Consider the following 14,712-nt stretch of genomic DNA (forward strand, 5'->3'; position numbering starts at 1 on the left):
AAATTGAAAAGTTACTATTACGCTCAACGTATTCAACTCCTAATCTCGAAACAATTACTAAATTATCTCAGTACTATTTTTACAAGTATCTTTTTACAATACTTATTTTTCGCATGCAAATACTTGTAATCCAACTGGCGGTCAAAGAAAACAAAAATACTATCCAGAATTTCAATAATGCATGTAATTCGTATTTCAATAAAAAAAACTGTCCCCAAAGCACAAAAAAGTAATGAAGAAGATAAATTAAGTAAGCATTTTCAGCTAATGAATTCCATAATCTGTAACTATGTTTTACAATAGTTCTAAAAAAACCAATAAAAGCCATGCAAGAAGCGGTACAGGAACCCACATACAAGGTGTAATAAATCATCCATGCCACAAATTCAGGCATGATTCCATTATCTACAAATCGACCCAAAATGTCCGTCCTGTTATGGTACGTTACTGCACTATAAAAAACAAGAGATGTAATAAACCAGTACTTCCATTGAAGAACAAAACGAGAATTGGATGAAAAGATATGACGATCAAAATCACTGTTACCGACCACAGCACCTAATAAAAAATACCCAAAATAGGCAACTAATCTACTCAGTTGAAAATCAAGCGGTCCAAAAGACACCCACTTTCCAGCTCCAATGCAATACGCTATTGGTACATATAGAATAAAAGTGAGACCAAATAAAACTGCAAAAACAGCTACAGGACGATTAGTGAAAAACGAGATTTTATCAGAACATCTATTCAATTTTTCTTTTATAAAAGGATATACAACTCCCAGAATTAAATTAAAGAAAAAAAGCACTCCTATAAACCAAGGCGGACCCGGAGGCCAATTTTCAATGGTAAAAAAATCAATTACATAATCTGTAATAGTAGCACTTTGGTGCGCTACATAATAAGCCGGAAAATAAGACAAAAGCATTAAAAATGTACCTAAAAAAAGAAACGGAATAAAGAGCCGTTTAATTCTGTCCCTAACAAAATATGTGGTTCCCTTTTTCTCTACACTTTTTACCAAAAAAAGACCGCCAATAAAAAACATAAGGAACATAAAGAAAATATCATTATAATTCTCGAATATATCCATCCCAATCCATCTGTTATGATCTACGATTGGGGCTGTAGAGTTGATGTAAGCACTGCTGTCAAACCAGGCAAAAGTTGTATAGGCTAACGAGCTATGGTGAGCTACCACCAATACGGTAATGAATGATTTTAAATAATCCAGCCAGAGTGTCCGGGAATTTTGCAAATTTGATGTCATAATAGTCAATAAATAAGGTTTTATTATCATAGACGAATTTTAAAATTAAAACGTTGCATCATAACCTTAAAAAAAAACATCAACTGCGGCAAACTTCCCAATCACTTCGGTACTTATTTTAGCTATCTAATTGATTGATGGCGTTATAATGCGGTAGTTTCCGCTAAGATGCATGAGACTAAAAAGATACATCAGACCATCGTAGTAAGGGTCAAAATAACCATCCTCATAAGGTTCGAGTTTGGCGTTCCAGACAGCATGAACAAAATCTATACTTTCTTTATCAGGATTAACGAGTGAAGCAGTAGCTGAAGTTCCTATTAATCCTATCGAGTGTCGTAGTTTTTTAACCGGACCGGCCTGAAGAATAAAATCTGGCGTAGAACCGTCGAGATTGTATTGATCTACGTACGTTTCCATTCCTTTTGATCTCAGGAAATTTTGAAATCGTTTAGCATAATCTTCCTGCCATTTTTTATCTTTTCCATACCAGGTATAATCCATTGCAATATTCATAGGCACACGCCAGGAATCGTAACGAAATCCTCCAGGCATCCAGGGTGTAGGATGTGGTTCTCCTGTAAATTCGGTGTAATCTGAGGTCAGCCCTGTTACAGGATGACAGGCTTTATGCAAAAATTTACGGGAAACATCGGCACATTCTTTATAAAACTGCTCATGGCCATCTTTAGCATATAAAGCCCATATTTCATAAAATGCCGGAACATGATACGAAGGGTCTGTCCAATTGTATCCTCCTCCTTCCGGCACGAAAGATATTTGCTTGTGCTCTGTGTTTATAATATTATGAATGTTACCGGTACCGTCTTTTTTCCACATGGCATCCAATATTCTTCTGGCTTCATTGTAGTAATGAATTCCGGTAGCATTTCCCCATTTGTTAGAAGCAAAAAGCAAACTGGTGATGTAATACAATTCTCCATCTGAGGCAGAACCTGCTGAGTTTTGTTTTTTTGTTTGAGGATTTACACTCCAAGCAAAATACCCTTCTCTTGGTCCGTCCTGATGCTGCATGTATTTTACAGACCATCGCCAGATACGATCGAAAACTTCCTTCTTATCGAGTTGAACCGCGACCATCATTCCGTAAGACATTCCTTCGGTACGGGCGTCGTTATTCTTTACATCAGAAACATATCCTAATGCATCGCCTTCTTCAAAATAAACTTTATTAGCTCCTTCAAAAATATCATAATAAGCTTTCGCTAATTTCTTATCTATATCGGCTTGGCTGTAACCAGCTGCTGCAAAAAGATTGCGGTATTGCGGCTTTTGGGATTCTGATTTTTCTATTCTCCCCTTCTTTTGGCTAAATGACATAATGGGAACAATTAAAACAAAAAGAAGTATCAAAAACCGAATTCTAACTTTATATTGACTTGTGAAACATTTATTCATAACCATATTTCTCTTTTTTATATTTGGTTTAATTTATCGTTACTGAAGTAATACGATTTGACTCCTATTTTTAATTCAATTCTGTCAATTCGTTTTCTCGTCACTTAGAATTTATGACTTATACTCTGGTGCATGGATTGAAGTAACCCAAAAGTTAAAAAATACTATTATATTTTTTGAACTTTGAACAGGATCATTATTACTTATTATTTTCTCTACTGGCAAAACGGCAGACTTACATAATTTTAAAATAAAAAAAGCCGAAAGGGGCTTAACTTCCGGCTTTTAATTAAAAAACTAACACTAACCATCAGTGTATTGTAATAAATTATACTTATAAATTAATTTCAAGAACAAATTTGTTATTGTGATTATTAATAAGTGTATGTATTACAAATATAAACAAAATTGCAAATACACAATCGGTTGTTTTACTTTTTTTTACTTTAAGAATAAATCATAATAAAAAGAAATATGTCACCCTATTTTATATCTGAAAATAAATTAAAGTGACTTATTTTTAAATCGAAATCTATAAGTTTCAGAAAGCTAATCCAAAAAATTACAACAGTTCGAAAAATTAAATAATTGTATCTTCTGTAATAATTACAAGTATATCTTCAAAAAAAGAAACCAATAAAAAAGTAGCGTTTCTTTTAATACAAATAAAACTTATTTTTTAGCTGTTGCAGAAACAAAAATAATGCTTCAAATATGCTATTAATAGCTTCAAAATTGACAATCTTTATTTCAACTTTCCAGTTATTTTTACGTCTAAGATTTTTATTAAAATTATAGAAGCAAAAAGAAGTATTCGCTTTTGATAAAAGTATTCTATAACATAATTCTCAACAAGCGAAATGGTAAAAAGCAAAAAAAAAACAGCAGCTATAGTGATTCGTAATACATCGCAAAAGCTTTCTATACTAGAAAAAATAGGTTATGGTTTAGGTGATTTTGCTGCGAACTTAATTTTTCAGACTTTGCTGACTTTCCTTGCTTTTTTTTACACTGATGTTTATAAAATTCCTGCCGGCACCGCAAGCATAATTATCTTTACAGGCGGTTTTATTGGCGCTTTTTTTAATATCATTATGGGCGTAATTGCGGATCGAACCCAAACGCAATGGGGAAAATTCAGACCATGGATATTATGGACGGCCTTGCCCTTTGGAATTGCGGCTGTTCTATCTTTTTTAACTCCAAATTTTAGCGAAAAGGGCAAAATAATCTACACCTTGCTGACTTACTTTTTTCTGATGTTAATTTATTCAGCAAGCAATTTACCCTATGTTGCTTTAAGTGGTGTTTTAACGGGCGACATGAAAGAAAGGAACAGTCTTTCCTCCTATCGTTTTGTGGCGGTAATGATTGCCCAATTTATCATTCAGTCGCTTTTATTACCATTGGTTTCTATACTGGGACATGGCGATAAAGCAGTTGGATTTCAAAACACGATGATCTTATTTGCTATTACAGGAGTTATTTGCTTATTGATTACTTTTTTTACTACCAAAGAAAGAATTATACCTGCAAAGAATCAGGAATCTTCTATTAAACAGGATTTTATTGATTTATCAAAAAACGGACCCTGGATTGTTATGTTACTGGTTACCGTTCTGGTATTTATAACCTTGTCTTTAAAAGGTGGCATGTATGTTTTTTACTTTAAATATTATTTAGATCCTGTTGCACAAAGTAATTTTTTGAATAACATTGGGTTTAATGTCTTTATTGATAACCTTAACAATTTATTGACGGGAATGGGCTTTGTTAATTTTCAGTGGCCAAAAGATGCGGCTACTTCTGCATTTAGTCTTTTTAATGCCGGAGGAATTATTTTTATGATTTTTGGCATTATGTTTTCAAAGCTTCTGGCAGATTCCTTTGGTAAAAGAAATATTTATATCGCTTTTATTTTTTTATCTGCTCTGAGCCTTTTGTTATTTAATTTCTATAATAGAACGGCTATTGCAATGGTTTTTTTGACCCAATTGGCACATGGCTTTATTTACGGAATAACAATTCCTTTATTGTGGACCATGATTGCTGATGTGGCCGATTACAGTGAATGGATAAACAACCGAAGAGCGACTGCAACTGTTTTTTCGGTAATGATTTTCGGGCTAAAAATAGGCATAAGTATTGGCGGCGCATTAGGAGCGGCTTTTTTATCCAAGTATGGTTATATAGCCGAAGAAGTCAATCAGATACCGGCGGCAGTAGAAGGTATTAAACTTTCAGTAAGTATCTATCCTGGCTTTATTTTCATTTTGAGTGCGGTTTTATTGTGTTTTTACAACATAGATAAAAAAACGGAAATCCAGATTGAAACAGATTTAAAAGAAAGAAGAGAATGCTAAAAATATTTGTCTTTTCTGATTCACTTTATCAGGGCAAAAATTTGCTTTACAAACCTCATCTTAGGTATTTCAAATAAGTATTATACGCAAGTGTTATAATTTCTATTTAACTCTTTTTTTTTACCCAAAATGGAGCCCGTAGTGTGTTCTATATTGCTGTGTAATAGAGAACATACCATAATCACAACAATTATAGCACTCTTTTTGGCTACTCCTTAATTAAAGTTCATTCCCACAAATACATTAAGTCTGTAAAAAGATTGCGAAGCAGAAAAAGGCGGTACATATAAAACAACAAACAGCGCATTAAAAAATGCGCTGTTTGCCAAATACTAACTCAACTCAAACTACCAAAATTTGTTTTTTTAGTAACCAGGATTATTATCACTTGGTTTTATATTAGGATTTGAAGATGTTTCTCTGTTTGGTATTGGCCATAATTCATTTTTACCAGCCTGAAAACCAGTACCAACTAATTCTGTACTCGCAATACCCCATCTTATAATATCATCAAATCGGCTTTGCTCACCGGCAAACTCTACTTTGCGTTCATGAATAATTGCTTTAAAAACATTGTCTTTTGTTGCAGCAATTGTAGTGGTTAAACCTGCTCTGTCTCTAACTTCTTTGATATACGCTATGGCAGTGGTTTGAGAACCTCCATCTCTTTGGTTTTCACATTCTGCTTTCATAAGCAGTATATCTGAATAACGCATAACTTTGAAATTTATACTGGACTGCGTCGCTTCATCTGCTTTTTTGTAATAGTTTTGGTATTTTTTCCAGCCTGCATTTCTAAGACCTGCTGAGGTATTAAAGTTTTGCGCTGTCATAGTAGCTTTTCCGTTTAAATATTTTGAGCCTGGTACATAAAAGGTGTCTCCAAAACGCAAATCTCCTGCCTCAAAAGAATTTAAAAGATTGTCTGGCGGATAAACATTATACCAACTTAAATTACCATATTCCTGACCTCTAAGAGTCGACTCAGCAAAACCAGTTCCACCGCTGTTACCGGCATCATCCCATTTATTACCTGTTCCGTTATTTTCATTAAATTCAATTTCAAAAATGGATTCTTTACCATGTTCGGTTTCCTCCATAAAGTTATTATAGAAATTGCCTTTGTCTTCAAGACTAAACCCTGTAACGCCATTAAATGCAACTAAAGCTTCATCATACTTTTTTTGGTATAACAGTATTTTACCCAAGTATGCATAAGCGGCTTCTTTGGTAGCACGACCTGTTACTTCGACGCTTTTAGATAATAAATTTTGAGAAGCAAATTCCAGGTCTGTTCTAATCAAATCATAAACTTCTGCTTTAGGACTTCTTGCAACACCTATGATAGTTCCTGTTTTATAAATTGGTAAATCACCAAAACGTTTCACTAAAAGAAAATAATAATAGGCTCTTAAAAAGTGGGCTTCACCTAAAAATTTATTTTTTTGTTCTTGTGATAAAATAAGAGTTGGTAAAGCATTAATTTTTGCTTCATTATCTAAAACAAAATTAGCTCTGGATATGCCTAAATAACAGGATTCCCAATAATACTGAATAATATCGTTTCCTGCATTAAAAGAAAAATCCTGAAAAGGTTTTTTATTTCCTTCTAATTGTGGATTTCCTGCGGCATCCTGCCCCATTAGATCCATTGCAAAAGCAAAATTTCTGGCATACAATCCTCTTGTCTGCAAATTGGCATAAGCAGCATTTACAGAAGATTCGACCTGCGCTGCTGTCGTAAAGAAAGTGTCCGGCGATAGCGTGTTTGGGTTTGTCAATTCTAAATCTGCGGTGTCACATGAATTTAGGGTTAAAATTCCCAACGTTACTGCAACTATATATTTTATTTTTTTCATCATCTTATAAATTAAAATTTAACATCAAGTCCAAAAATTACTGATTTTGGCTGTGGGTATCTTCCCAAGTCAATACCTGCAGAATTGGCATTACCATCTGTACGGGCAATTTCAGGATCTAAACCGGAATATTTCGTAATCGTAATAAGGTTTTGTCCGCTTACATAGAATCTTATATTAGAAAAATAACTGCCAAACGTTTCTCCAGAAAGTGTATAACCTAAAGTCACATTTTTCAATCGGGTATAAGAACCATCTTCTATATAACGCTGATTAGCTGAAGACCAGTTTATATCTGCCCCCTGAGCTCTTGGTAAAGTAGCTGATGGATTCGTAACAACACCGTTTACAACATTTGCTCTGCCTAAAACATCCGTACTGGCATTAAACAAACGATTCATTCCTGTTAAATCAAAAGTATTTGCATTATAAATATCATTACCCTGAACTCCTGTAATGAAACAGTTAAAATCGAACTTTTTATATGCTGCTGTAAGGTTTAAACCGTATGTAAAATCCGGATAAGGATTTCCAATATTTGTTTTATCATTTGAATTAATGATTTTGTTACCGTCACGATCTATAATTCTAATATCACCCGGTTTTATGATCGTTTGCCCTGGTCCAAAAACAGCGTCTACTTCTGCTTGATTTTGATAAATTCCATTGGTTTCATAACCGTAAAAGTAGAATAATGGCTGGCCTACTTCCAGTCTTGAGAAATTTTCTAAACCAGCTCTTGCCGATGGGCCGCCCAATACGCTGGTAAGTCCCGGCGCTAAACCTGTCACTTCATTTTTACTTGTTCCTAGATTAGCTAAAGCTGACCATGTAAAATCTCCTTTTCGATCATTATAACCTAATGATATTTCGTAACCTGATACTTTTACATCGGCAACATTTTGAAGTTGCGTTCCTCCGCCGGCAGATCCTACAGAAGCTGCTAATGGAACAGCAAAAAGAATGTCACTGCTTTTATTGTTGAAATACTCGACAGATCCTGTAAATTTTTCATCAAAGAAACCAAAATCCAAACCTATATTTCTGTCTTTTTTAGACTCCCATTTCAGGTCAGGATTAGAAGCAACTCCGCTGGAAACTCCTTGTGCATTTCCTCCATTAATAGGATAATTGTAATCAGCAAGTAATGTAGCGGCGTACTGATAATTGTCTATTCTGTCATTTCCTGTTGTTCCTGTACTTGCTCTAAGTTTTAAGGTACTAAAAACAGAATTTGCCATAAAACTTTCTTTGGCTATATTCCAACCCAAAGCAAATGAGTAGAAATTACCCCAGCGATTATTAGCTCCAAAGCGTGAAGAAGCATCCCTACGGCCAGAAGCAGCGAAGATGTATTTATCATCATAATCGTAGTTGATACGGGCAATATATCCAATATTTTTCTCTACATAATTAGCAGAGCTTAAATTTCCCTCATTATATCTCAGCTGATCTATATCATTTGAAATATTATAACGGCTTCCTGCGATTAAATTTTGTGATTTTCCGTCAATTTTCGTTATAACACCTAACACTTCAATGTTGTGTTTGGCAGCAATAGTCGTTTTATAGGTTAAACTATTATCAAAAACAATGGTTTGCCCCTGGGTGTTTGTTTCATTTGTGGTAGAAAATGCCTGATTATGAGCAGAACCATCACTGTAGCTGGGAACAAAAGTATGATCTTTACCAGTATAGTAATCTAATGAAACTTGTGATCTGAATTTTAAGCCCTTAAAGATTTCCAATTCAGCGTAGATATTTCCTATTATAGATAAATTATTAATTTTTTGATACCCTAAATTTGCCACACGTATAGGATTCTCGGCATCATTACCATCTATAGCACTAGGTCCCTGATAGCCGCCTACATTTGTATCACTATTATTATAAATAGGTAAATAAGGTGCCATTTTAATAGCGTGTTCCAATAATGTTCTTCCTCCTGCACTACGCTCCGGATTGATTGTACTAAAAGAAATACCGATGTTACTCCCTATTTTAAGTTTTCCAATATCCTGTGTGTTATTGGCTCTAAAAGAGTAACGCTCAAACCCAGTATTAATAACGGCTCCTTCCTGTTTTAAATATTCAGCAGAATAGCGGGAAGTAGATGTTTCTGTACCATTTGAGAAACTTAAATTATAATCCTGCATCACACCGCTTTGAAAAATCTGATCCTGCCAATTGGTATTTATATTTCCAAATTCAGCAGCTCTTGCCGTCAAATCACTTCCCAGATCTTTAGCGTATTGAAGATATTGTTGTGTATTTAAAACATCATATCTTTTTGTAATGGTTTGAAAACCGGCGTACGTACTAAAATTCAATTGTCCTGGTCCTTTTTTTCCTTTTTTAGTAGTAACCATAATTACCCCATTAAAAGCTTTTGAACCATATAAAGCTGTTGTCGAAGCATCTTTTAGAACCGACATCGATTCTATGTCATTAGGGCTTAATCCTGATAAGTTTCCTGTTAGAACACCATCGATTACATATAATGGAGCACTATTTCCCATGGTGGCCAAACCTCTAATGGTCACTGTAGGATTAGAACCAGGAGCACCATTTACAACGGTTACCCCTGCAGCCCTACCCTGTAAAGCTGACTCTGCATTAGTAATAGGCACGGCCACAATATCTTTTGAACTTACTGTCGAAATGGCTCCGGTAACTTTAGTTCTCTTTTGACTACCGTAACCTACTATCACTTCATTTAAGTTCTGAGTCGATAGTGCTAATACAACATCAATTCTGGTTCTCGTACCCACTGTTATGGTTTGCGAAATCAAACCTACAAAGGAATAAGTTATCTTATCTGTAGGGTTCACGTCACTTAAGGAGTATTTACCATCAAAATCTGTTGATGCGCTATTTTTTGATCCCTCTACATTCACACTGGCTCCAGGCAAAGGAAATCCTGAAGGATCGGTAATTATCCCCTGTACGGTCTTTGATTGTGCAATCAAATTCTGACTGCCGATTATTAGCAATGTGATTATTGCAATTCTAAATTTTAAAATCATTTTTAGTGGTTTTTTTGATTAGTTTAAATAGTTGTTTGGTTGTAAAGTTTATTTATTGTTTTGATGATCAAATTAGCTTGTAAACTATTTTCGATCCTTAATTGAACAAAAAAAAGTCTTACAATAAATAATTCTTGATTTCATTTCATACGGTAATTTTTTAAAAAATGTTAATACTTACTTCTTTGAATATTTGGTTTTATTAGAACCCAAAAATATAAGGTTAACATAAATTTCACATATTAAAAATGTTGCAAAAACTATCAAATTTGTAGCACGAAACCTTCAAAAAACACACAATGCATTATTTATCAAATATTTAACTATAAAACAGCAAGAATAAGGTATTCATAATATTGTAATCTTTTTTTTGAGCATGAAATAAAAATTAAACATTATTTAAGCGTTTTTAATAATTATCTAAAATTTATGTTTCATGTTAATTCATTACGTTTTAAACAAATTGATTATGATACCTGTTCACAAATTGAAATCGGTTTTTTATTAAAGCAAAAAAGCTGTCTCACAAATAAGTGATACAGCTTCTCATCTTTTTTATCCGGACTTAAGTCAAACCGGTAGTTAAATATTCAATTTTTAAATGGTGTTTTGAAACTTTTTTTTACTTCAATACTATTATTGCTTCTTATTGTGTGTTGGCAGATAGCCAAATTTTTCTTTATAACATTTTGTAAAATAAGAAGGGGAACTAAAACCAACCTTGATACTAATCTCAGACATATTATCATTACCCAACTCTATGAGTTCTTTTGCTTTTTCTAAACGAACATTGCGTATAAATTCATTTACTGTTACACCTGTTAATGTTTTTATTTTTCGATACAATTGGCTTCTGCTTAAAAACACTTTCGAAGCGAGAACCTCGACACTCAATTCGTATTCACTAATATTTTGATTGATGTAATTCAGTACATTTTTTATAAATTCATTATCCAGAGTAGTTGTTTTTTCTTTTGCTTTTGGAGTAATTCCGTTGTAAAATTTATTAAACATAATTTGTCTGCTTTTGATAAGCTGAATTAAACTGGAACGCAGAATATCCATATCAAAAGGTTTACTCAAATAAATATCTGCACCGGAATCAATACCTTCTAACCTGTCTTTAATCAATGCTTTTGCAGACAGCATCATCAACGGAATATGGCTGGTTGTCAAATCTGCTTTAATACTTGCACACAATTCTAAACCATTCATAACCGGCATAATGACATCTGTTAAAATCAAATCAGGCAGTTTTTGCAGCGCTAATTCTAAACCAACCTGACCATTTTCTGCTGTTAAAACTTTGTACTCCTTTTTGAGTTCATTTTTTAAATAATTTCGTAATTCGGCATTATCTTCAACAATCAAAATGGTGTAAATTCGCTCTTGTTTATCCTGAGCATCTGTTGATAGAATGGCAGTTTCTTCGGTAATGGGTGTGAAACTTATTTTTTTCTCTTTTTTAAATTCCTCCAGCATCACTTCGTTTTCATTGAAGAATTCCTTTCCGAGTGGAAATAGTAATCTAAAAGTGGTACCAAACCCTAATTTACTTTCTACTTCGATCTTTCCTTTATGCAACTCTACAAATCCGCGAACAACCTCCAGTCCTATTCCTGTACTTCCGTAATACGCTTTATTCAAATTATTTACCTGATAGAAACGGTCAAAAATTTTCTTAATATCTTTTTTATCTAATCCAGAACCTGTGTCTTCAATAATAACTTCAAAACAAGGAGTGGCGTTGGTTGAATTTATCAAAGGAAAATGAACTAATTCTTCGTTAACCAATATTTTTATTATTATTTTTCCATTATCAGGAGTTACTTTAAAGGCATTTGAAATGACGTTAAAAATAATTTTTTCGAACATCTTTGGATCTATCCAATCTTTAAATGTTTTTTTATTTGATTCATAATGCAATTCAATTCCACGACTTAACGCTTCTTCATCAAAATAACTGGCAATTTCCTTTGTAAAACCAACTAGTTCAATAAACTGCACTTTTAGAGGCATTTTATTAAATTGCAGCTGATTGAAATCCATCAGCTCATTGATTAATCTTGAAAGCCTGTCGGAACTTTTTTGAATAGTCTGTAATTTACTCAAGACACTTTGCGGTAAATCCAGGTTATGGTTCTTCATTATATCTCCTAACGGATTTAAAATTAAAGTAAGCGGCGTTCTGAATTCATGCGAAATATTGGTAAAAAATTGTAGTTTTTTATTATTTAATTTTTCAATCTGAATTGCTTTTTTCTGTTCAAATTCTATCATTTGTCTTTGTTTAAAACGATTTTGATAGTATTGGTTCGTAAAATAAATTGCAGCTAATAGTAATAAGGAATAAAATAAATACGCAAAAGGTGTTTTCCACCAGGGCGGCAAAATTTCAATTTGTAATTCCAGCGGATTTTGATTCCAGACTCCATTTTTTTCTGAGGCTTTCACCTTAAAGATATACTTTCCCGGCGCTAAGTTTGTATAGGTGGCCGAGCGTTTACTGCCAACATAATTCCATGAATCTTCAAATCCTTCTAAATAATAAGCGAATTCATTTCTGGCTGGGAAAGAATAATTTACAGCAATAAAATCAATTGTAAATACAGACTGATCGTGCTTAAGAATGATCTTTTTTGTCTGCGATATTACTTTTATTAAGGGTGAGTTTTTTTCGAGCGGACCTACTGATTTATTAAAAAGTTTCAGATCTGTTAAGTAAACCGGCAGCTGTTTTTTGCTTTTAACCAAGCTGGCAGGATTAAAATAATTTAAGCCTTCATAACTTCCAAAATATAGCAATCCTTTTTCGTCTTTGAGGACAGCGTTATTATTAAAATCATTTCCCAATAGACCGTCATAGATCGAATAATTAGCGGTAGTATTGTTTTTTAAATCCAGTTTTGTAATTCCTTTTTTTCCGCTTAACCAAATACTCCCGTCATTTGATTCTACAATAGACGATATTGATTTTTCGTTCAGCCCTTTAAAGTTGATATACCATTTTATGTTGCCTTTTTTTTTATCATAGCTAAATAATCCGGCTCCATCAGTACCAATCCAAATTTCTTTGTTTTTGGCTTCGTATAAAGTATTAATAGTATGGGTACTTTTATGATTTTTAAGCTTTTCAGACATTTTATCCCTAAAAGAAGTTACTGTAAAAGAAACTAAATCATTTGTATTGACCCTGTACAAACCTGTTGTTGAACCCACCCAAACGGCATCATCTGAATCTACTATTATTTTTCTGATGTCTGAATTTATTATTCCACTGGTATAAAACGGTTTAGAATTACAATGATGAAATTGTCCATCCGATGGAGTATAATAATGCAGTCCTTTTGAAAAAGTTCCAATCCAGATTACACCTCTCGAATCTTCGGCAATACTCATGATATTATCTGATGCAAAACCGGGAGTGTTTTTTGTGCTGTAGTTAATAAATTTATTGCTTCCCTTTTTTAAAACAAAAACCCCTTCATTCCAGCTTGATAACCAAATGTTTTGCTTTTTATCAATAAATACATTCGTTATATTATCATTGGTTAATCCAGAATAAAAACTTCGATCAGATTTGGTAATATGTTTAAAGCTTTTAGTAATCGTATTGTAAACATCGACTCCTCCGCCTTCCATAGAAATCCACAACTGATCTTGCTGGTCTTTGGCAATACCAGTAACACAATTGGTTTGTAAAGACTGTAAATTTCCGGGCAAACTTTCGATGATACTTACTTTGCTGTTTATTTTATCAAAAACACCTAAACCTTTATTGTAATAGCCCAGCCAAATTCTATTTTCTTTATCTAAAAATAACGACCAGACAGAATTGGAACCTAAACTGCGATTATTGTATTTACTGTTTGCATATTTTTTTTGAACAATGCCCTCATCGTTTACAATGATTAAACCATCATTTTCTGTCGCACAAAGAATTGTTTTAGGATCTGTTGCCAATATTGACATGATTCTTTTTCTGGTAATAGGATAGTAAGCGGCTTCTTTCACTTTAGATTTTAAATCAATCTTTACAAGTCCCTTAAATCCATTGCCAATCCAGAGGTTTTGTGTGCGGTCTATAAACATGGAAATAATATTTAAGGAGAGCTTTTCATTATTTTTTCCAATGTTTACTTTTTTAATCTCATTTTTTATCGGGTCAACTGCTTTTAAACCAAAGTTAGTTCCCAGATAGATAGTCCCTTTTTTATCCTTTACCAAACAATTGATCAGGTAATTTTGTGTATTTGAAACATTCGTTTTAATCTTGGTAATTTCGCGGGTTTTAATATTTAATTTCAGCAAATCACTATTAAACGTTCCCAGAAAAAGATTTCCATTATTGTCTTCGATAATACTTTTTACAGAAATGACTGTTTCTTTTTTAATCTTTTTTTGAATATCAATACTTTCAAAAGTATTTAAATTCCTGTTATACAAGCATAATCCTTCATCTGTTCCTACCCACAGCCTATTGTGAGTATCTACATAAGTAACATATATAAGATTACTATTGATAGCATTACTAAGCTTAGAGTTTTGCTCATATGCAACATAATTTATTCCATCATATTTAAATAAACCCGCGCCATTAGTCCCAATCCACAAAAACCCGGACTGATCCTGGGTAATGGTATATATACCACTTTTTGAGGTCTCCTTATTTAATAACCGAAATTGATAGTCTTCAAATGTATTTTGAGAAAACATACTATTAATTGCAAAAAATAAGATAACAAGGGCTCTAAAATATTTTTTTTGGGACATTA

At 33.2% G+C, this 14,712-nt stretch carries 6 protein-coding genes; 1 reads left to right on the forward strand and 5 read right to left on the reverse strand.

Annotated features, from left to right (window positions below; all coding sequences use genetic code 11):
* Positions 1-79 precede the first annotated feature (79 nt).
* Together B0M43_RS18655 and B0M43_RS18660 are read right to left on the reverse strand one after the other, a co-directional pair.
* Positions 80-1,300, reverse strand: coding sequence for an acyltransferase (locus B0M43_RS18655; RefSeq protein WP_210418033.1), 1,221 nt, complete (start codon positions 1,298-1,300; stop codon positions 80-82).
* A 96-nt stretch (positions 1,301-1,396) separates the two neighbouring features.
* Positions 1,397-2,611 (reverse strand): glycosyl hydrolase family 8, encoded by a 1,215-nt coding sequence (locus B0M43_RS18660; RefSeq protein WP_246860152.1) that lies wholly within the window; start codon positions 2,609-2,611, stop codon positions 1,397-1,399.
* Between the two features lie 938 nt (positions 2,612-3,549).
* On the opposite strand from B0M43_RS18660, the gene B0M43_RS18665 reads away from it, so the two are divergent.
* Entirely contained in the window at positions 3,550-5,052 is a 1,503-nt protein-coding gene (locus B0M43_RS18665; protein ID WP_078007694.1) for an MFS transporter, read from the forward strand.
* 365 nt (positions 5,053-5,417) lie between these two features.
* Here the strand turns inward: B0M43_RS18665 and B0M43_RS18670 are convergent, their stop codons facing one another.
* The 3 genes from B0M43_RS18670 to B0M43_RS18680 form a co-directional block, all read right to left on the reverse strand.
* Positions 5,418-6,911: a RagB/SusD family nutrient uptake outer membrane protein gene (locus tag B0M43_RS18670; RefSeq protein ID WP_246860153.1), complete on the reverse strand. Its 1,494-nt coding sequence runs from the start codon at positions 6,909-6,911 to the stop codon at positions 5,418-5,420.
* Between the two features lie 11 nt (positions 6,912-6,922).
* Entirely contained in the window at positions 6,923-9,937 is a 3,015-nt protein-coding gene (locus B0M43_RS18675) for a TonB-dependent receptor (protein ID WP_078007696.1), read from the reverse strand.
* A gap of 636 nt (positions 9,938-10,573) precedes the next feature.
* Entirely contained in the window at positions 10,574-14,710 is a 4,137-nt protein-coding gene (locus B0M43_RS18680) for a two-component regulator propeller domain-containing protein (protein WP_078007697.1), read from the reverse strand.
* Positions 14,711-14,712: the final 2 nt, after the last annotated feature.

Source organism: Flavobacterium sp. KBS0721 (genome assembly GCF_002007065.3).
Taxonomy (GTDB): Bacteria; Bacteroidota; Bacteroidia; order Flavobacteriales; family Flavobacteriaceae; genus Flavobacterium; species Flavobacterium piscis.

Coding starts and splice junctions, on each gene's coding strand:
- B0M43_RS18655 (WP_210418033.1), bottom strand. CDS start 1,300: ATGATAATAAAACCTTATTTATTGACTATTATGACATCAAATTTGCAA.
- B0M43_RS18660 (WP_246860152.1), bottom strand. CDS start 2,611: ATGTCATTTAGCCAAAAGAAGGGGAGAATAGAAAAATCAGAATCCCAA.
- B0M43_RS18665 (WP_078007694.1), top strand. CDS start 3,550: ATGGTAAAAAGCAAAAAAAAAACAGCAGCTATAGTGATTCGTAATACA.
- B0M43_RS18670 (WP_246860153.1), bottom strand. CDS start 6,911: ATGAAAAAAATAAAATATATAGTTGCAGTAACGTTGGGAATTTTAACC.
- B0M43_RS18675 (WP_078007696.1), bottom strand. CDS start 9,937: ATGATTTTAAAATTTAGAATTGCAATAATCACATTGCTAATAATCGGC.
- B0M43_RS18680 (WP_078007697.1), bottom strand. CDS start 14,710: ATGTCCCAAAAAAAATATTTTAGAGCCCTTGTTATCTTATTTTTTGCA.